The 20,726-nt window shown below is 33.0% G+C and carries 23 protein-coding genes; all 23 read right to left on the bottom strand.

The features are described 5' to 3' along the window. Positions 1–89 precede the first annotated feature (89 nt). A complete protein-coding gene (locus tag HJ01_RS16545; protein ID WP_007139657.1) occupies positions 90–2,123 on the bottom strand; it encodes an OmpA family protein in 2,034 nt (677 codons plus the stop codon). A gap of 77 nt (positions 2,124–2,200) precedes the next feature. Beyond that, entirely contained in the window at positions 2,201–3,982 is a 1,782-nt protein-coding gene (locus HJ01_RS16540; RefSeq protein ID WP_007139656.1) for an Ig-like domain-containing protein, read from the bottom strand. 391 nt (positions 3,983–4,373) lie between these two features. Continuing rightward, positions 4,374–5,177 carry a hypothetical protein gene (locus HJ01_RS17940; RefSeq protein ID WP_007139655.1) on the bottom strand — a complete coding sequence of 268 codons (804 nt, stop codon included), beginning with the start codon at positions 5,175–5,177 and terminating at the stop codon, positions 4,374–4,376. 152 nt (positions 5,178–5,329) lie between these two features. Beyond that, a complete protein-coding gene (locus HJ01_RS16530; RefSeq protein ID WP_007139654.1) occupies positions 5,330–5,668 on the bottom strand; it encodes a hypothetical protein in 339 nt (112 codons plus the stop codon). A 1-nt stretch (position 5,669) separates the two neighbouring features. After that, on the bottom strand, positions 5,670–6,017 hold the full coding sequence (locus tag HJ01_RS16525; RefSeq protein ID WP_007139653.1) for a hypothetical protein: 348 nt from the start codon (positions 6,015–6,017) through the stop codon (positions 5,670–5,672). 29 nt (positions 6,018–6,046) lie between these two features. Next, the gene (locus tag HJ01_RS16520) at positions 6,047–6,379 is read right to left on the bottom strand and encodes a YtxH domain-containing protein (protein ID WP_007139652.1); all 333 of its coding nucleotides are present in this window, start codon (positions 6,377–6,379) and stop codon (positions 6,047–6,049) included. 36 nt (positions 6,380–6,415) lie between these two features. Next, entirely contained in the window at positions 6,416–6,568 is a 153-nt protein-coding gene (locus tag HJ01_RS17570; RefSeq protein WP_007139651.1) for a lmo0937 family membrane protein, read from the bottom strand. A 390-nt stretch (positions 6,569–6,958) separates the two neighbouring features. After that, positions 6,959–7,237: a hypothetical protein gene (locus tag HJ01_RS16515; RefSeq protein ID WP_316928999.1), complete on the bottom strand. Its 279-nt coding sequence runs from the start codon at positions 7,235–7,237 to the stop codon at positions 6,959–6,961. A 102-nt stretch (positions 7,238–7,339) separates the two neighbouring features. After that, positions 7,340–7,798, bottom strand: coding sequence for a DUF2383 domain-containing protein (locus tag HJ01_RS16510; protein ID WP_007139649.1), 459 nt, complete (start codon positions 7,796–7,798; stop codon positions 7,340–7,342). Between the two features lie 209 nt (positions 7,799–8,007). Then, on the bottom strand, positions 8,008–8,391 hold the full coding sequence (locus tag HJ01_RS16505; RefSeq protein ID WP_007139648.1) for a hypothetical protein: 384 nt from the start codon (positions 8,389–8,391) through the stop codon (positions 8,008–8,010). Positions 8,392–8,700: 309 nt separating this feature from the next. Continuing rightward, the gene (locus HJ01_RS16500) at positions 8,701–9,594 is read right to left on the bottom strand and encodes a YihY/virulence factor BrkB family protein (RefSeq protein WP_040474090.1); all 894 of its coding nucleotides are present in this window, start codon (positions 9,592–9,594) and stop codon (positions 8,701–8,703) included. 296 nt (positions 9,595–9,890) lie between these two features. Then, positions 9,891–10,316 (bottom strand): hypothetical protein, encoded by a 426-nt coding sequence (locus HJ01_RS16495; RefSeq protein ID WP_238531104.1) that lies wholly within the window; start codon positions 10,314–10,316, stop codon positions 9,891–9,893. Between the two features lie 124 nt (positions 10,317–10,440). Continuing rightward, complete coding sequence (locus tag HJ01_RS16490) at positions 10,441–10,914, bottom strand: Dps family protein (RefSeq protein ID WP_007139645.1); 474 nt, start codon at positions 10,912–10,914, stop codon at positions 10,441–10,443. A gap of 115 nt (positions 10,915–11,029) precedes the next feature. Continuing rightward, positions 11,030–11,245, bottom strand: a complete 216-nt coding sequence (locus tag HJ01_RS16485) for a hypothetical protein (protein ID WP_007139644.1) — start codon at positions 11,243–11,245, stop codon at positions 11,030–11,032. A 94-nt stretch (positions 11,246–11,339) separates the two neighbouring features. Then, complete coding sequence (locus HJ01_RS16480; protein WP_007139643.1) at positions 11,340–11,534, bottom strand: hypothetical protein; 195 nt, start codon at positions 11,532–11,534, stop codon at positions 11,340–11,342. 328 nt (positions 11,535–11,862) lie between these two features. Then, positions 11,863–13,227 carry an NAD-dependent succinate-semialdehyde dehydrogenase gene (locus HJ01_RS16475; protein WP_007139642.1) on the bottom strand — a complete coding sequence of 455 codons (1,365 nt, stop codon included), beginning with the start codon at positions 13,225–13,227 and terminating at the stop codon, positions 11,863–11,865. 242 nt (positions 13,228–13,469) lie between these two features. After that, positions 13,470–14,300: an ice-binding protein gene (locus HJ01_RS16470; protein ID WP_007139641.1), complete on the bottom strand. Its 831-nt coding sequence runs from the start codon at positions 14,298–14,300 to the stop codon at positions 13,470–13,472. A gap of 212 nt (positions 14,301–14,512) precedes the next feature. Continuing rightward, positions 14,513–14,950, bottom strand: a complete 438-nt coding sequence (locus tag HJ01_RS16465) for a response regulator (protein WP_007139640.1) — start codon at positions 14,948–14,950, stop codon at positions 14,513–14,515. Further along, positions 14,950–18,312, bottom strand: a complete 3,363-nt coding sequence (locus HJ01_RS16460) for a PAS domain S-box protein (RefSeq protein ID WP_007139639.1) — start codon at positions 18,310–18,312, stop codon at positions 14,950–14,952. Before HJ01_RS16460 ends, HJ01_RS16465 begins: the two co-directional genes overlap by 1 nt. A 15-nt stretch (positions 18,313–18,327) precedes the next feature. Further along, a complete protein-coding gene (locus HJ01_RS16455; RefSeq protein ID WP_007139638.1) occupies positions 18,328–18,903 on the bottom strand; it encodes a helix-turn-helix domain-containing protein in 576 nt (191 codons plus the stop codon). A 307-nt stretch (positions 18,904–19,210) separates the two neighbouring features. Beyond that, on the bottom strand, positions 19,211–19,696 hold the full coding sequence (locus HJ01_RS16450; protein WP_007139637.1) for a hypothetical protein: 486 nt from the start codon (positions 19,694–19,696) through the stop codon (positions 19,211–19,213). Beyond that, a complete protein-coding gene (locus HJ01_RS16445) occupies positions 19,693–20,373 on the bottom strand; it encodes a peptidoglycan DD-metalloendopeptidase family protein (protein ID WP_007139636.1) in 681 nt (226 codons plus the stop codon). The genes HJ01_RS16450 and HJ01_RS16445 overlap by 4 nt, the downstream gene beginning before the upstream one ends. A gap of 98 nt (positions 20,374–20,471) precedes the next feature. Next, on the bottom strand, positions 20,472–20,726 hold the full coding sequence (locus HJ01_RS16440; protein ID WP_007139635.1) for a hypothetical protein: 255 nt from the start codon (positions 20,724–20,726) through the stop codon (positions 20,472–20,474).

Genomic DNA, 20,726 nt, shown 5'->3' with positions numbered 1-20,726 from the left:
TATTAATTTTTGTCAAAAAAAAAGAGGAAAGACTTGTAAGTTTCTATCCTCTTTTTTCAAATTATATAAATGTAATCTCTATTCTTGTATTATTTTTTTGCAGGAATAATATCGATGATTACTGTTCTGTTGTAAGAACGTTCTTCAGGGGTTTTGTTTTCAAAAGGGGCTTTGTTTGTATCCTCTCCAAATCCATTCAACTCAAATGTTACGTCATTTCGACCTGCTTTAGACAAACCACTTTCAATGATGTTTTTCACATCGTTAGCACGTGCCAAAGACAAATCTTTGTTATACACTTCTTCACCAATTGCATCCGTGTGGCCATGAATAATTACAGTTGCTCCAGCAGGAATTTTAGGTGTAATTACATCAGTAAGGTATTTTTCGTAGATAGTAATCGCTTTAGATTTATTAAACTCATAGATGATGCTGTATCTAATACCTTCTTCAAGCTTAGCAGGGGTCCAAAGTACAACATGCATATCACTTTCTTTCTCAACAATAGCACCACTTTTAGTTTGACCTATCATTTTTACTCTGTAATCTCCTTCTGGACGACTTCCTAAAATTGATTTTCCAGGAATACTAACTACATCTTCAGTATATGGACCAAAAGACTGAATTTTTCCTTGTTCATCTGCAAGTTGCAATGACCATGAAGATAATGCTTCATTAGCTCCTTTATTATCAAATGTTACATAACTTTCAGTAGGAGCTTCTTGAAGAGCTGCAATTTTCACAGGTTTTAATTGAGCATCCGGTCCACTTTGAAACTCCATCAATAAATCTGAAGAAGTACTTTCAACAGAGACTCTACGGTCACCTTCACTAAGTAGTTCTAATTCTAATATCCCACCAGGTTGTAAAGAGGGGATATTAGGTTTGCTTTGACCTTTAGTTTTTATTCTTGACGCATCTATAGCAAATACATTAACTAAATAGTTTTTAACTGATTCAGCCATAACCAAGCCATCTTGAGGTCCCTGTTCTGATGAACCTACTAAGGAAATTGTCGCTGACGGGGTTTTTTGCATACGGTCTCCTAAAATGTTCAATACATTATAGTAAACAGTCATTTGTCGTTTTGAACGATCAGATAAGTTTTTTGGAGCAAACACCTCCAATTGGTCTTCCTTGAAATCTTTCACTTGATCTTTAGTCAAGAGAACGTAACGATTTGGTATTTCAGTAGATCCCGTATTAAAATAGACATAGTTTCTAAGTGGGAAGATTTCATTATATCTAGATTCGCCAGGTGTATTACTTGGAGAATTGATAGAAAATTGGACTTCAGCATCTTTTACCATATCAGTAGACTGTTGGATGTTTTGTCCTTGTCCAAATTTAAGGGCAACACCTGCTCTTACAGTCGTATTATTCCATGTTTCTGTTGAACGTGGGTTTTGACCAAAATAAGGTTGGAAAGAAACAAAAGGAGACAATACAAATTGTGTTTTGTTGCTATCTGTTGAAAGTGGAATGTCGTAACCTGCTCCAATTTGCATAGAAACAATTGTTTTGTTGACGTTGTCAAAATCACCTTTCACTTCAGCATTAGTTGTTTGATCCGGATATGCTGGATTAGTTCCTAATTGATAGGTAAATGATTTATCCATATTGAAAGCCAAACGTGGACCTCCATATAAGTAGAAATCAGATTTGAAAGGAGCAAAACGCAAACTTGGTTCTACGGTGATATAACTCACGTTCGCTTTTAAATCAGCTGGGCAGTCACAATCCGTAATCACTTCGTCAAACTTTCCTTTACGATTATCGTATCCAGCTTGTAACATAACACCCCACCTTGAATCAGCAGGACGATATTCTAAAAGTGGCGCAATGAATAGTCCAGCACCAAATCCATCGTGAAATGCTTTTGGAGATGTAAAACTTGCATTCATTTGTTGCGTTGAACCACGGTAAAAATTAAAATTAGCTCCACCCGCTACACCAAAATACCATGATGGTTTTGAATATTTAGTATCAAGAGTTTCCTGTCCTTGAACAGAATTTTCAAAACTCAACCAAGCTAAAGTAATTATTCCGATACTTTTTAGAGTACGATTGGCAAGAGACCTTGTTGTACAAGGTGTCTCATTATAAATATTTTTTGATTTCATTTTTATGTATTTTATTATTAGGTTTTATTTAAATGAATCCCGCCCTAAGACGGGATATTTAAAAGAATGACTATTAATTAGTTAGCGGGTATATTGATGATTGTATTTACCATAGTTACCGATGCTACAAGTGAAATTGCTCTTCCATTTAATACAGTTTCTTGACCAACTAGTGTTGTGCTATTCCCTGGAGATGACAATGTCACGCCATCATTTGCGATAATGGTTCCTACCATTACACCACCACCGGCATAGTTAATCTCTGCTGCACTTCCTACATACCAGTATACGTTTTTAGCTTGGGCTCCACCTATCAGTTTAACACTTTTTGGCGCTGAATTTCCTACTGTTAATGAAGATGCTGCTTGAAAATACCATTTTGCATTTGCGTCTCCTTGGGCATCTAATGTAAGATCTCCATTTGTGATTTTATAGCTACCACTTGCTGATTTATAAACACCTGGGGCTAAAGTTAATCCACCAAGCTCGCCAGAGCCTTGATCACTTCCTCCTGGCATTGAAGCGGGAGAAATACTATTATAAAGAGCTCTTGCTTCATTCAATCCTTCAAGTGCTTTTTGTGCTTTTGTGGCGTTTCCTGGCGCTGGCGCAGCAGCAAAGATTCCACCAGCTACAAGTCCGTTATTAAGTGTTGTAACTGTATAAACCTCAAATGGTGAAGCTAAAACATCCGTGAATCCAGTTACTAATGTAGAAGCAGCTGTTGTTCCGATACCTCCGCCATTAATTCTGGTAGTCAGACCTTGATTCGTTATTCCGGCGTTTCCACCAAATATTCCGAAGAATAAACCTGCAGTTGGAGCAGGAGCATTAACGACTAATGTCGTGAAGTTCCATACATAATCATTTGCTAAAGCAACTCCCGCAAGATTTTTAGCAGCAGTTGTAATTGTGGCTGTATAAACTTTACCTTCTAATAAAGCATTTGTTGGATTAAAAGAGGCTTTAGTACCTGAATAAGTTACAGTTCCTGCAATAGTTGTTGTACCTTGTTTTAAGGTAAAATTTGTTGCATTAATCGTTAACGGATCCATAATGATACTAAAGTTAGCGCTAATCGTTTTCGTAAGACTAACTCCTGTTGTACCGTTGATTGGATCTGTAGAAGTTACATTAGGGGCAACCAAGGCACCTGTTGTAAATTCCCATACATAGTCACCGATTAATGCAGTATCGTCTAAATTTGTTGCTGCTTTAGAAACAGTAGCTGTATAAAGAGTATTAGGAGATAAAGGTACTGCAGGAGTAAAGGTAGCAGTAGTTCCACTATATGATACAGTTCCAGAAACAGCAGTAGTTCCTTGTTTTAAAGTATAGTTAGTTGTGTTAATTGTTGAAGCCTTCATTGGCATGTTGAAGTTAACACTTACTAATTTGTTTAAAACCACGTTATTAGTTTTGTTTTCAGGATCAGTTGATGATACCATTGGAGTAATTGTTAAACCAGTGCTAAAAGTCCAAATAGTTTCGGTTTGTAAAGCGTTACCTGTAAGATCTTTTACTGTTCTCGTTATTCTAGCAGTATAAGTTGTGTTAGAAGAAAGTAAAGCAGAAGGGGTAAAGGTTGCTGTAGTTCCGCTGTATGTGACCACACCTGCTACTTGAGAAGTTCCATTTAAAGTAAAGGAAGACTGATTTATTGTTTCAGGATTCATTTCTTCATTAAAACTTACAATAATTAATTGATCAAGAGGAACATTTGTAGCTCCATTAATAGGACTGGTAATTGTCACAAGCGGACAAACACCATCTATTTCTTGAAAATCATCATTTTCGCAACCATAAAATAAAGCAATAAATAATACTGCGACGGTTAATAGTAATTTTCTTGTTTTCATTTTTATTTAATTTTGGGGATTTATCGTTCAGTGAACAAAGGTTCATTGTTAAGGCCTATATGATGTTATACTATTAACATTCATTGTTTTATAATTTACTTATGCTCTGCTTTTTTTATAAATTAAGTAATTGTTTATCAGGTATTTACGATATATTATTTGTGTTTGTATATTATTTTAAATACTGCCATTTTAAAAAAAGGAGAGTTAATATATAAGTTAAATCTTATAATTATTAAGGAGTGATGGTTAATTAAGTAAGAGTATAAAAAAGATTTCCTCCTAAAACAATTGTATTTGTTTTAGGAGGAAATCTTTTTATAGACCAATTCGACTTACATTTCTGTTTTACTAGAATTTAGAAACTACAAATAATCTGTTAGATGTATTTTTATATTTTTACTTTTTTCTGCAGGTATAAAACATGTGCATTTAATTCTCTAGTCAAAATATCTAGGGATAATGCAGACTGTTTGATACAATCTATAGATTTTTGAATTTCTTCTTTTGAATCATTATGTAAATCAAGGATTAGTGATAAACCTAGAATATTAGCAATTGGTTGTCTAACTTGATGTGAAGTCATGAACGTAATTTTTTCTAATCCTCTAATATATTCCCTTTGAGATTCTTCTGCATTCTTAAGTCCTATGTTTGTCAACATTAATTCAGCCGCCCTTTTCTCTTTTTCATTGTTTTGAAATTCAAGTTCAGTATTGGCAATAATTAGTTCCGTCGCTCTTTTCTCCTTTTCATGATTTTGAAACGCAAGCTCTTTGTTGGCAATAATTAGTTCGATTGCTCTTTTCCCTTTTTCATCATTTTGGAACGCGAGCTCTTCGTTCGCAATAATTAGTTCAGCAGCTCTTTTCTCTTTTTCATTATTTTGGAACGCCAGTTCTTTGTTGGCAATAATTAGTTCAGCAGCTCTTTTCTCTTTTTCATTATTTTGGAATGCCAGTTCTTTGTTGGCAATAATTAGTTCAGCTGCTCGTTTTTTCTTTTCACCGTTTTGAATATTGGGTTCCAGATTTGCAATCACCAACTCAGCTTTAAGTTTTGCTATTTCTTGGGTTTTACTCTCCAGTTCTATATGGATACTGTTTAAGTGTACTAGCTGTTTTTCTTTCTCTTTATTTTGAAAAGAAAGGCTTTTATTGGAATAAATTAGATTATTTTTCTTTGGAGTTACCATAACGCATTATTCAAAATTTTAATTAAATAGTAGCTGTTAGAGATGATTTTTGAATCTTGATAATTCCAATATTTCTAAGCTAAGATACTCGATATGATATTTATTAAAATAATCAGAAGAATAGCTCTATGCTATTCTATTGCAGTAATTCCTTAGTTTTTTAAGGGATCAGCATGCTTTGAGACTACATTTGTAATTACAAACTGTAGTACTGTCCCTAGTACTCTTCTTACTGGATTATGACTTGAACCCAGTAAAAGTTTCTTAGTAATGTAACCTGTTGAGATACCTATAACATTATTAATGATATTTCCCTTTAAGTCTGATGTTGTTGCTATTTCTTTAAAGGCGCCTTTGATAATATTTAAAGGCTTTAAGCTATCATAAGTCAATTCAAATTGCTCTTTGAGAATCCTTAATTCCTGCTTTTGTCTATTTTCTAATAAAGCGATAGATTCATTTAAAGTGTCTGTTACATTTACTTTTTTCATACTATCTTTTTTTTAACAGTTTGGAAATGATTAAATTGCTAACTGGTATTTTAAGCCATTGACTCTTGAAACCATTTATTAAGAAGGCCAATAATAAGTAAAAGCTGGCGGTAGCAAAATAACCATAATAGGTTTTTCCGAGAAGTTCGCCAATCCATATGGAAAGTCCAATATTGAATAGCAGGACAAACATAGCAACAACAATAAGAACAGTGATTCTTGAAAAAAGAGAGGAGAGAACATCAGCTGACTTATCAATGGCGTTTAGCTTTGCTAACTCTACGGTTGTTCTAGTGTAATCTTCTGCTTTTTCAAAGAGCGTTTCTATTGCTGTTGCTTTGTTATCCATAATTTATTTATTGTAAAGTTTATAAACGTTTAGATGTCTAACTTTTCAACTTCATTTTTTGCTTTTTCAAATTTCGACTTTTCTTCTGCAAGGAAGTTTTGTCCTTCGGATTTAAGATTCTCAAATTTCGATTTTCCTTCTTTCAAAAGAGATTTACCCTCTTGTTTAATAGAGTCATATTTTTTGGAAAGACTGTTTGCTGTTTCTCCGTACTGATACTTTAACTCGTCAGCGTAATCGATTCCTTTGTTTTTAATTTTTTTTCTAGTTTTTTCACCTTTATCTGGTGCAAACAATATTCCTAGTATTGTACCGGCGGCTAGACCACCTAAAACTCCTAATATTACTTTATCTGTTTTCATAATTGTTGTTGTTTTTATTCTATTTAATTTCTGTTTTTATAATCTTCTTCCTTGGATAAGTCTTAATATTACAGCTATAACTGCTATAATTAATAAAATATGTATGATTCCTCCAACACTAAATGCGAAGAATCCAATTGCCCAAAAAATGATTAAAATTACTGCTACTGTGTAAAGAAGATTGCTCATGATTTCTATTGTTTTTGATTAGTATTATTTTTTATGTCTTAAAAAAAAAATGATCAAACAGTGGACATTCTTTTTTGAATTTCTAAAATGTTAATGTTTTTTGACGATTTTTTTTCTACTACAAATATCTATAACAATGAGAGGCAAAGTGTTATAGAAATTTCGATAAATGTTGTAATATTTACAGTTATAAGAAGATGATTTTATCAAAACTTTATTACTTATGGACAAAAATTAAAAAGTGGATTAATTGAGTTATTTAGAGGGTTTTTAAATCAATATGTTCTATAATACCTAATTCTATTTTCAGTAGTTCTATCTTCGTAAAAATATCTAAGGGAGATTGTTTTTTAGGTAGTTATTAGATTACCATTTAGAAAATCAACTTAGTTATATAGCTTTAATTATTTGATATACTTCTTCTTTCGTTTTACCAAGTTTTAGCGCAAGCTTAGAAATCATTTCAGTTTCCATTCCTTCTGGATACAACAAATCAGTATCTGTTAAAGCCGCGAATTTTAGTTTTAATTTTTCCTTTTGTGTTCCCCAAGCCTGATGTAGTTCTCTCCTTGTCATTGTATCGTTATTGCTGTTTTGTACTACTACAAAGGTCATCACATTAACAATTAAATTTATTACATAACTTCTAAGGAAATTTGTGTAATTCACTTATTTTCAATATAATTATGAAAAACTGCAAATTCATAAAAAAAAATATTTCAAATTTTAAATGTTTTCCTTTGCTACAAAAAAAGTAACGTTGGAATTGTTTCAATAGGTAGTAGACTGTTTTTTTAATGATTTCATCATCGCACGATCCTCATTTATTAAGTAATATTGGTCATTTAGCATAGCCTTTTGTTTGTTGGTAAGATATTCCGGATTATTGTATATCGCCTCATAATAGGTTTGTATGATGATATTGTCATTTCGGTTACAGGAGTAGATAATATCTTGCGAATCTTTAGAAATAAGTATTTTTGATATCTTTAACCAAATCATATCAAGAAAACTTTCATGATTTTTTTCTATTACGGGGGTGCCTCCTAATTTTATGATTTCCGCGGTGAGTTGACTTTTGCAGGCCTGACTTGTTTTTTGAAAATTTATAAAGGTTTTTTTTAAAAACGATTCTTCGGCGTCTGTTGAAGCAGTTTTATATCTTTCGATTCTAGCATCATTAATTATAATAAAAGAATTCAATATGCTAATTGTCATTTCGGTATTCATTTTATTTAATTTTTAAAGTTTAGTAATCGGGATAATATAAAAGATAAATATTGTTACTATCAATAGTATTAATGTTGAATAACTTTTGACTGAATTTATATTTTTCACTCTTTTAGAATGCAGTAATGACCAATCACTTTAATGATTCTGTTTTTTAAAATCATGCTTTAGATCAATTAGTAACTCGCTTTTTTAAACCAAATTAGCTATCATTTTTTTCCGAAGTATTCCAAGATGAAATCGTGTTGCTGATGCATACTCATTTTATCAGTTTCCTTAATTTCAAATTTTATTTTCATGAATCTTTCATCTTCACTTAAAACATCAAAGAATTCCATTTTTGCATCTGAAGGGCCAAAAAGCACTATTTGCTTATAGCTTTTTATTGCTTCCCCAATTTTATTATAGTAGTCATATAAAACACGTTTTTCCTTGTTAATCAATAGGGCTGAAATTTTGGATGATTTCAACTGTTTTTCATCAATTGAAAATTTTGATTCAATCGTTTTTATTTCAAAAGGACTGTTTGTGAACTCCATCAAGTACGCAATGGAATGATCCATCCATATTCCTAGTTTTTTTACTGTTTTCATGGTATCTATATTTTTAAATAAACGGATATATATGTATCACTTGAATGATGCGATTTATAAAGTATTAAAATTCAATATTTTAAAGTGAAATTTTGTTATATAACTTTATAAGAATATTACATAATTTACATATTAGGTACCTAGGTAGGTGTTTTTGTAAAGTTTAAAAGTCTTTTAGTTTGGATAATGCAGAATTACTTGTTAGCCTTAATTTAAATAAGAATAACAAGTAAAAACGCATGAATATCTCCGGTCTAAAGTATTGTTAGCGCACAGTGTATTGCGCAATTCCCTTAATAGACTCCAATCTTATTTTTTAGAGTTATCAACTTTCGCAATTTCTGTTGGAGGAATATCTCCTGAATAGACTTTGGCATAGGTAGCCGTAAATTCAGCGCCAAAAAAGAGAATCATAGAAGAATACGATACCCATAATAAAATTAAAATGACCGAGCCTGCTACGCCATAAACAGAGGCAGGGTTCGCAGTACTAAAATAATAGGCTAAAACGGTTTGACCAATAGTGAATAAAATCCCCGTTACAATTGACCCTAGCCATACATGTTTCCATTTGATTTTAGCGTCTGGCAATATTTTGAACATTAGTGCAAAAAGAATTGATATAACCGCTAATGAAATGATAAAATGTAATACATAAAATAATGATATCATGTAGTCGTGAGTATAGGTTCTCATCCAGCTACCCAAACTTGATAGCCCTGCAGAGACCACGAGAGAAACCATCAGTAAAAAAGCTATTGCTAATATTAGACCAAAAGAAAAGAGTCTTGCTTTAAGGATTGTGAGAATCCCTTTTTTAGGGATGACCTTTACATGCCAGATGAGGTTCAGGGTTTTTTGCAACTCCACAAATACGGCCGTCGATCCTACTAATAGGATTATAATCCCCATAAATGAGCCCCAAAAACTAGACTTTGATTGAGTGGATTTAATTAATATTTCACTGATTTGAATAGCCGTTTCTGACCCCATCGTATTTGAAATTTGTTTCAAGATATTTTGATTGACACTTTCGTTTCCAAAGAAATAGCCTGCAATTGAAATCACTAGGACCAATAGCCCAGGGATGCTGAAAATAGCATAATATGCGATAACAGCACTTTGTCTGAAGGGATCTTTATCGTTCCATCCATTAAAGGTCATTTTTAATAGTTTACCGATATCTTTGGTTTTAAATTGCATTTTCGGGCTGTTTTGTATTATTTTATTTAAAATCGAAACTGTAAACAAAAGTATTTTAAAGGAGTGAAGATGTTTGATTAATGATGAGGTACAATTTTTATATTTTTTAAATCTTGCAAAGACTGTCTTTATAAAATATAAAAGGGCCGTCTTTTACAACAGCCCTTAACCAAACCAAACCAACCAATTTTTAGAAGTAATACCCCTTTAATTATAATTGGGATAAACTCGTTATTTTTGTAAATCATCAGTATTTAATTGCAATTTATTTACCTTTCGAGTAAGGGGAAAAGGAATTAAAATCCTTTTGTTTCTATGATCAATTGTTTACTAGGGAATTGAACGTCAGCGTTATCTTCCGCGGTAATGTATATTTTTGATGGCTTTACCGGAGTTACTGTCTCGAACGAAGCTTTAAGTTTTGATGATAAGAATTTTGAATCACTTTTTATTTGACCTATGTTTTTTACCATCGAATCCTCACTTTCCATCCAAACCACGTAAGCCTTTTTTTGGGGATCCAAGCGGCTTACTTCAGCTAAGTTTTCCAATTCAATTTGAATCAAATAATTCTTATTTTCGTCTTTTTTTATTTTGACATCCCCACGGGCGGCAGGAACAATAGTTGATGTTTTAAAAGCTATTTTCTTAGAGCAGGAAGTAAATGCCATTGCTACCACGACTACCAATAACCCTAAGTATATTTTTTTTGAAATTGACATTTCTTTTTTCATTTGATTAAACTGCTTATTTAAAATTTATTGTTTTGGCCTAAAAAGGAGATGGCTATAAGAGCGGATTCCCTTCATTTAAAGACCTTCACGATGATCCATTAGAATTGGATATTTAGCTTAAGTACCTTCTTAAGATCCAAGCTATTGTTTCATGCTGTGCTAGTAAAGCTGTAAGGAAATCAGCAGTACCTATATCCATGTTTTGCTTTTCACTAGTGTCTATGTCCTTACGTAGTTCGACGATAACTGTTTCATGATCATCTAGTAATTCTTTCAACATTTCTTTTTGTGCAGGATACATGTTTGGAGACTCTTTTAGGTTTGTCAATCCTGAAAATTCAGACATGGTACCAATGGTCTTTCCTCCCAATTTATTGATGCGTTCTGCAACTTCATCGATACTTACTTCCAGCTGTTTGTAATGATTTTCAAATAATTTATGAATTTCCATAAAACTTTCTCCGCTTACATTCCAGTGGAATTTTCTTGTTTTAACATACAAAGTCATTTCATCAGCTAAAACGGTTGAAAGTAATTTGACACTATTTTTCAAATTGTTTTCTGTAATTCCTATTTGTGGTTTCATAATCTTTGTTTATTTAATATTAATTATTGATTAGACAGAAATATAATACTTGTTTTAAAGAAAGCTTTTCTGCCAATTTTAATTTAAAATGCGTAAAGTAGTTTTCAACCCTGGTCTAATTTTTTTTACTTTGCGTTACAAGTACTACACCTCCAATGACTAATATTACACCAACTATTGGGGACCATTGTACAGGATTAGATTTCTCTTTATTTATTTCTATAGGGCCTATGTCGACTATTTTTTCGGTTGTTACATAATTGAAGCCTGTATAAAAAATCATGATTGCTCCAATAATTATTGTTACTATTCCTACAGTTTTTGTGTTCATATAATAATTTTTAATGTTATTTTAGATTGATTTTTTTTATAAGAAATTCAATTTTATTTTGAGTCAAAAAAAGTGAAACAAAAGTGGACTTGAGTTAGGATTCATCTTTTGTTGTACGTACTAAGCTTATTCCCGAACTAAAGAATATCAATCCAAGGATTCCGTAAATAATTAGAGATTTAATATCTTGATTGCTTCCTGATGTATTTGTAAAAACTACGGCAGCATAAATAAGAGCACCAACACCAAGGGCGGTAAGTAATGCACCAAAGATTCTTTTAAGATTCATAATTCGATTTTTTGAATTGTTAATTTGATCGTTAATTTTTTGCCATGCTGATCTCTACTAAAATTGATTTGTAAGCATGGGTTGGGATAATTTGACAATTATTTAAGCGAGCTATTCGCAAATATTTAGTCAATTGATTATCACTGTGTAAAATTAAAGAACTTGTTGTCAGTAAGTTTTACATTATTTATGTAAAAAGTTACATCATTTACGTATTGGATTACAAGTAATAAAATGATAATACTTTTATAATTACAATTTAATATGTGTTACTCCTTAAAAGAAAAATCAATGCTATTTGTTTAGCGGAACACTACTTTTTTAGGATTTAAGTAACTCTAATCAACTTTTTATTAACAAACTCAGTTATACCTAGTTCAGATAGTTCGCGTCCGTATCCAGAGCGCTTTGTTCCTCCAAAAGGTAAATCGGGACTAGTAGAAGTAGGCTGATTAATAAAGACCATTCCTGTATCTATTTGATCTGCCATTTCGATCGCTTTTTTTATGTCTTTAGTGTAAATAGAACCTCCTAGTCCAAACGGGGAATCATTAGCTAGGTCGATAGCCTCTTGCTCGTCTTTTACTTTATAAAACGATGCTACTGGGCCAAATAACTCCTCGTAAAAAGTAGGTTCACCTCTCTTTAGGTTCGTCAAAAGCGTAGGTTGCATGTAAGCACCAATAGCAGCAGCTCTTTTTCCGCCAACTAAAACTTTTGCCCCCGCTTTTTCAAATCTTTTAACTTGGTCCAAAATATTTAGCAAAGCGTCTTCACTACTTAGAGGACCAACTTGGGTCTCTGGATCCATTGGGTCACCAACTTTAAGAGATGCTATTTTTTTAGTGAATTTTTCTAGAAATTCATCGGCAATTGCAGCTACTGCAATAAATCGTTTCGATGCAACACAACTTTCTCCGTTATTATTCATTCGACCCACAATAGCCATCTCGACCGCATTATCAATATCTGCATCTTCCAAAACTATAAAAGCATCACTACCGCCTAATTCAAGGACTGATTTTTTTAAGTTTTTACCTGCTGATTCTGCTACGCTTGCACCAGCGGCTTCACTTCCAGTTAATGACACGCCTTTGATTCTTGTATCACTGATCAAAGCGGAACTTCTTTTGCCAGAAATCATTAGGTTAGTGTAAAGTCCTTCTGCTGCACCAGCCTCTATAAATATTTTTTCTATAGCTATAGCACATTGCGGTACTATTGACGCATGTTTTAAAAGAATTGTATTTCCTACCATAATATTAGGGGCTGCAAAACGAACTACTTGGTAAAAAGGAAAATTCCAGGGCATCACACCAAATAAAACGCCTATCGGACTATTCCTAATAAAGGCTTCCCCTGATTCGGGACTTAGCTTTTTATCCGCTAAAAATTCAGCCCCATTATCGGCATAATAGTCAAGGATATTGGCACTTAAATCAATTTCGCTTTCTGATTGGGAAATTATTTTACCCATTTCCAATGTAATTAATTTAGAAAGTTCACTTTTTCTATCACGCATTAATTTTGCAACATTATGAAGTAGGGCTGCACGTTGTTCATAACTGGTATTTTTCCATTCATTAAAAGTTTTGTCAGAAACAGCAATAGCTTCTTGTACTTGCTGATCAGTCATTTCATCAAATGATTTTACTACTTTATTTGTTGCTGGGTTTGTTGTTTGAATAGCCATAGTGTTTAATTTTAATTTATAAAAGAGAAAGCTGAATCTGTCAATAATTCACTCATTATCAATAGGTCTGTGCTTATGCTATCAAAGATAGAGGACTTAGTCCGAGTTTGTTTTATATTGTTTTAGGAAAAGCTTTCATGATTCCCACATTTACGAATGTTACTATTCGTTTTTACCATAAAAAAACGCTGCAAGCTATATGACTTGCAGCGTTTTTTACGTTTCTAAAACGAGTTCTAGATTTATTGTGGTATGGTAACGGTATTCATTTGTAGTGTAACTGCTGTTTGTGCCATCATTCTTCCGTTTATTGAAGCGGCTGTTTTCATATTTATACCAGTTTGACTTAATATATTTCCTTCAAAATGGCTAGTTGATCCTAGCGTAACTGCACCAGCTGTTTGCCAGAAAATATTTTTGGCTTGTGCACCTCCGGCTAAAGTTATTCTAACTGCAGAACTCATATTCAGGTTTCCTGCAACTTGGAAAATCCAAACATCAGTTGAGCTACCTGAAATGGTGATATCTGTAGGGATGTTTAATGTACTTGTCCATTTATATAAACCTGGTGTAAGAGTTTTTCCACCGATAGTTCCAGCCCCTAAATTTAAAAAGTCTGGGTTTAGTCGTCCTGCAGCATTATCATAAGCAATTTGCATGTCACCTACAGCTGTAGTTAGACGTGAAGCATCAGTTATTTTGCAAGCAGGTCCTGCAGCATCAACTGAAAATATGGTACCAGTTACTTCATCACATTTTAAAAGAATAGCGGCTCCTGTAATTGGACTTGCACCAACATCACCTGTAATTGCCGATTTATACACATCGGTTATTCCTGTTTTTGAAAGTATAGCAAAGTTAGCTGCAACACCAAGATTTACTAGATCCAAGGTTTGGCCGCTTTTCGAGCCTGAATTGGGTTGGTCAGTTGAAGACTTTTGTGAATTTAAGGCGGTCGTCTCATAAGTTGAATTTGCAACTGATAGAGAGCTTGAATCCGAATCATTGCTACAATTCGTCATTAAGCCGACCAAAAGCACTGCTAAGACCGGAATTCTTTTTAATATCTTCATAATTTTTTATTTGTATTGTGATTTATTTATCACATTTCAAAGTTGAGGCGTTTAATGGCTAAATTATTGCTCTATTGTCTTTTAAAGTTATGACATTGACACTTCTTACTGTTAATAGTGTTTTTTGTTCAATAAAAAAGAGCGATTTTCATCTAATGATGAAAATCGCTCTTTTTATAATTTGCTTTCTCAGTGTTAAAATAGGCAGAAGCTTACATTCGGGTCATATACCAGTTTAATTCTTTTTCTATTTTTTCGAAATGGAAAAATGCCGCAATGTTTTTTTGCAGTCTTAAAAAAGCAGTCTCGCTTTTTACGACATAATCAAAAGCTTTGTGGTGCATACAGCTGACGGCTACTTCAATTTTGTCTTGTGAAGACAACATTATTACTGGGATTTCAGGATCGAATTCCTTTATTTTATCTAAAGTTTGTATTCCATTCATCGCTTCTTTATCTATTCCATCCAGTTGATAATCAAGAATAATTACATCAGGTTTTATTTTTGCTACTTTGGCTAAACAGAGTTCGCCAGTTGCAAATGTTTCAACAATATATTCTGTGTTATGTATAAACTCTATTTCTAATGATTTTAAAAAAACGGCATCATCATCTACTAAAAATATTGTTGTTTTGCTATCGCTTTTCATTAGTTTATATTTTTGATATTATTAAATTCTATTTCTAATTCTGTACAGGCTTGATTACAGATGTTTTCTAGCTGTAAAACTAAATTATTTATTTCGTCCATGTTTTCATGGGCTGTAGCAGAGTCTTGTACTTTTTTAGCCATATCTTCAAATTCTGGACTCAACCCCATTATTGAAAAGGATGGAATCATCTTATGAACAGATGATTTTAGTAATGCCCAATCTTTGTTCTGCAAACTTTGTCTCATTGCATTTATTAACGGAGGTGTTTGTTGCAAATATGCAGCTATCATTTCCATCATTAATTTTGGATTTGATTTCGTTCGCACGGTCAAATATTCCAAGTCTATACATTTTTGTTTTTTCTGCATATCTTTTCTTTTAAGTTGATCAGATTTTAGGATTGAAGTCTTTCTAACAATATTTATTATTTTACTATACAATAATCGTTCATCAACAGGTTTTGCAATATAATCGTTCATTCCAACAGCCTTACATTTTGCCAAATCTACTGTTGTTACATCAGCTGTTAAAGCAATAATAGGTATTTGCGAATTTAATGTTTTTCTAATATATTCTGTAGATTCAAAACCATTCATTACCGGCATTTGTAAATCCATCAAAATGACATCGTACTCTTTGTTTTTTAGTTTTTCGATGGCTATTTTTCCGTTTTCTGCGATGTCTCGTTCAAATCCAAAATCATCCAAAAGCGTTTTCATTAATAGCTGGTTCAATGCAATATCTTCAACAACTAATACTTTTATGTTTTTAACTTCAGAGTCTAATTCGAGGATTTCTGTATCTAATTCTGCCTCTAGGTCAGTTTTTTCAAATTTAAGTCTAAAACTAAAAGTAGTTCCCACTCCAACTTCACTAATAACATCTATTGCACCGCCTTGAGGTTCCACTAATTGTTTTACAATTGCAAGGCCTAATCCAGTTCCTCCATAAATCCTTGACGTTCCGCTGGAAGCTTGTTGAAAATTGTCAAATATTGTCAGTAACTTTTCTTCTGGAATTCCAATACCGGTATCAGTAACAGCAAATTCTATGATGGCATTTTCAGCGTCTTCTTGAACAAGACGAACAGCTACGGTGATTTTTCCTTTAGAGGTGAATTTCACGGCATTACTGACTAAATTTAAAATAATCTGGTGTAATCGAACTGGATCTCCTATTATTATTGGAGGAATATTAGGGTCATATTCTGTTATTAATTTTAAATTTTTCTCTTGAATTTTTGTTTCAAACAGATGAAGCATCGATGAAATCGAAGATTTTAGTTTAAAAGGTATTTTTTCAAAAGTCATCTTTCCCGCATCTACTTTTGCTAAATCAAGAATATCGTTAATTAGTACAATTAGTGCATCACCACTCATTTTTATGGCACTCAAATATTCTTTTTGTTTCTCAGACAAGTCTGTCTTTAACACCACTTTTGTAAATCCGATAATGGCATTCATAGGAGTCCGTATTTCATGGCTCATATTTGACAAAAATTGCTGTTTTGCTTTAACTGCATTTTCGGCAATTAAGGCAGCATATTCTGCATTCCTTTTTTCCTCTTCTGCAATGCCGGTTGCCAATTCAGCAAAAACTTTTGCTTCAATCAGTTCTGTTTCAATTACTTTTTGATCTGTAATATCTCTGGCTACAACCACTACACCAAGAACATTTCCATGTTCATCTTTATAAACGGACCCATTAAATAAAACATCTGTTAATTTACCGTCCTTGTGTCTAAGGGTTAGAGGAGAATCCGATACAGATCCTTTGGCAAAAACTTCTTGATAAACTTCTCGAGCCATTTGCGGATCAGTAAAATAGGTGAAAAAATCAGAGTTTAGAAGTTTGTCTCTTTCTAATCCCGTGATTTTTACTGTAGCCTCATTCATGTCGGTAATTTTACCTTCTGTACTAATTGTCACCAAAGGATCACGACTGGCCTCTATTAAACTCAAGGAGTATTGCGAAGCTAATTTTGCGGAGTCACCAAGTGATTTGAGCTCTTTATTTACAATTTCACGTTTCTCTCTCTCTTTGTTCTGAAAATCAAGTTCGATGCCTGCAATAGCTAATTCAGCCGCTCTTTTCTCTTTTTCTCCAGTTTGAAACATAAGTTCTTCATTGGCTAGGTATAGTTCAGCTGCCCGTTTCTCTTTTTCATCGTGTTGAAAAAGGAGTTCTTCATTGGCTATTATTAACTCGGCAGCACGTTTTTCTTTAACCGTATTTTGGAAAGCAAGTTCGTGGTTTGCAATGACTAATTCGGCTGCTCTTTTTTCTTTCTCATTATTTTGGAAAGCAAGCTCTCTGTTAGCAATTCGTAAATCCATTGCCCATTTCTGTTCAGCAATATCACGGGCCACAATTACAATACCCAATACATTACCCTTATCATCTTTGTAAATTGATCCGTTAAATAAAACATCAGTTAATTTTCCATCTTTGTGGCGGATCGTAAGAGGCGAATCAGACACGAATCCTTTTGCGAACACCTCCTGATAAACTTCTTGGGCCATATGTGGCTCCGTGAAATATTCCAGGAAAGAGGAACCAATCAGTTTTTTACGATCTACGCCGGTTATTGTAACTGTTGCCTCATTCATCCCGGTAATCTGGCCATTTATGTTTATGGTAACCAATGGATCTTTGCTCGCTTCAATCAGACTAAGTGAATAATTGGAAAGTAACTTTTGGGAAGTAGTAAAGGCTTCCAACTCATCATTTCTAACTTTTAAATTTTTTACTATAATTACGACTAAGGTAAATATTACAAATATCAAAATTAAGAGTAAGAAAAAGAGTATTTCTGCATTTCTACTGCTGTTTTCATTTTCTATTTTTCTCTGTTTAAGAGAGTTATATTCATCATAATTGACATCTGAAATTATATCCTTTATTTCGTCAGTGACAACTTTTCCGTGGTTAAGAATCTCTATTTTTTCATCCTCGTTTAATAAGTTTGTGTTTCGGTCATCTAGCAATTTTCTAATCAGAATTAGTTTTTCAGCTGTTTTTATTTTCAAAGAGGCTATCTGCTCAGACTGTTTAGGATTATCCTTTGTAAGCATTGACAAAGCGGCTAAGTTACTATTCAAAGCTTTTACTGCATTGTTAAAAGTTTCAAGGAAAAGGTTGTCGTCCGATATGATATACCCTCTTGTACCCGTTTCTATATCAAGAATGTCTAAAAGGACGTTATCATTTTTACGCAATATTTCCTGTGCAAGCTCCGTAGAATCGCTGGTTGCTTGTACTTTTAGATTATTGTAATAAAAAATTGCCAAAACAGCCGCCAATATAACAGCAACAAGAATATAGTAAAGTTGAAATTTTTTTTGTGAGAGTAACTTCATGATCGCTTCAGAGTTTTAATTCTCGTTGTTTCGGTTGATATTGCTTTCGGTTCCTATCTCTTCAATAGGACAACGTCTTTTATCTTTCATGTTTTTGAAATGTGAAGGGGAGAGGCCGGTAACCTTTTTAAATTGACTTGATAAATGCGCTACACTGCTGTAACCCATTTTCCAAGCGATTTCAGTAATATTGTGCTCTCCGTATATAATCAACTCCTTTACGCGTTCTGTTTTGTGGGAAATAATAAATCGCTCAATCGTTGTCCCTTGAACTTCTGAAAATAAGTTAGACAGATATGTGTAATCGTGATTTAGCTTTTCACTTATATAAATAGAAAAATTAACTTTGATTACTTCATCAGAATGATGAACCATTTCAATAATTACATTTTTGATCTTTTCTATAAGCATGGATTTTTTATCATCCATTAATTCAAAACCCGCTTCAAGAAGTCCCTTTTTTAGGAGCTCACGTTGCGACATAGAAATAACCTCCATGACATCTACCTCCCCTAAATCGACTACAATAAAATGCAATCCGAGTTTTTTCAACTCTTCTTTCACTGCCATTTTACAGCGATTACTGACCATGTATTTAATATATAATTTCAAATTATTTCTTTTTAAATAGAATTATGTAAAAGTTGCGCTATTTTCAACAATAAGACTTACACAATGGGAAATAAAAGTTGTATAATTTACTGTTTTAGAAGACTGCCAATTAACGTTTTTTATCTAAAAATAGCGTTCTGTAGTTGATCTTTGTAAACTTAAAATGATAAACATCCCTTCAGGATGAGCCTGCAGGGATGTTTATCATTTTGATTTTAAATTTAAGTGAGTTTAATTAGAAGATGTGAAAACCTATTTTGAGAGTGAATTATCCCATAAAAAAGGTCTAATTTTCAATGATTAGATTATCATAAAGATCAATCCAATCCAATGTTTTTAAGGAAGAAAGTTTATTCTCTTCATTCATGAATACGCGTAGTTCTTTATTTGCTATTTTCTTAGTATATAAAGCTTTATATCGAAAAATAGTTGTTCTTTCAATATTGTTTTTAAAGATTTCTACTAATTGAAGGTCTTTAAAAGTACCATAACGCTGTCTGTATTTCGCACAGGTTTTGGATAACCTTTCTTCTGTAATGTTGTTAATTACGGATGCTGTAGCTTCACTTTCATCATACGGTTTGAACTTTGACGTATTGCAGGTCATCAGCATTCTTTTTCCCAATTCGTATGCCTTGTTCTTTAGATTAGAATCAACTTCTGAAAGCGCGAATTTTTCTATTGTAGGTTCCTCAGGTAGTATTACTTGCGCTTTTTTGGATTTACATCCAACAAGGATAAGTAAACTAAGTATAATTATTGTTTTTTTCATGCTGTTATTTTTAATAATAGATTAGGATCGGGGCAATTTTCTAAATAAAAAGGCAGTTCTTTTTTGCTGCAGACACCAGGATAATCACCAAACTTATCTGATATGTTTTTTATGATTTGAAAATGTAAATGAGGTGAGTAATCCCCATTGACGGCAGCGTCACCCAAAGTAGCAAATTGCTCTCCTTTTTTGAATACGGTTCCAATTTCGATACCATCTAAACTGTTTAAGGACAAATGGCCATATAATGTATAAAACGTTTGGTCTTCCAGCTGGTGTTCTAGTATTATGGTGGGCCCATAATCTCCAAAGCCTGCATTGAAATCGAAACTGTGAACCTTTGCGTCAAGGGCTGACAATACTGGAGTTCCTGCTTTTATCCATAAATCTAAGCCAATGTGCATATTTCGCTCGTCCGTTTCTTCATCCTTAAAAATAGTGCTCCGTTGATAAAGATTTCTTTTCTCATTGTATCCTCCAAAAGCTATTTGAGCATTATTCAAGGCCAAGTGATTTTCAATATATTTTTCAAAACTCACTGCGCATTTAATGTCAAAATTCAATAATTCGTGGTTGGAAGGAGATAGGTCAAGCGCAACATAATCTTCATTATTAATCGTGCTATCTATTACTTTTACGTCTTGTGTATTTCTCAAGAGTGTTTCTAAACTAGTCATTAAGGGTTTCTTTTTTGTTCACATCTAAAATAAAAAAATAAAGCCAACACAAAAAACTTATGTTGGCTTTATAACTTTTAATTAAGATAAATGTTTAATTATTTCTTAACTTCAACTTTCGCGTCTCCTCCACCAACATTTATATTGGTTTCGTTTGCTCCATTTTTAGTGCTAACATCTACACCTTCAGTCCCAACACTTACTGAAGTACCGTCAGCATTCTCTTCAACTTCTGGAGCTGGAGTATTCACTTCAATTGTTGTTTCGCTTGGCTGTGGAGCCTCTTCTTTCTTTTTACAGGAAACAATAGCTAAAATTGAAAGCATTCCTATGAACATTGATATTTTTTTCAT

Source organism: Flavobacterium frigoris PS1 (genome assembly GCF_000252125.1).
Classification (GTDB): Bacteria; Bacteroidota; Bacteroidia; order Flavobacteriales; family Flavobacteriaceae; genus Flavobacterium; species Flavobacterium frigoris_A.
The sequence above is the reverse complement of the archived record's forward strand: the minus strand, read 5'-3'. Positions and strand labels throughout refer to the sequence as shown.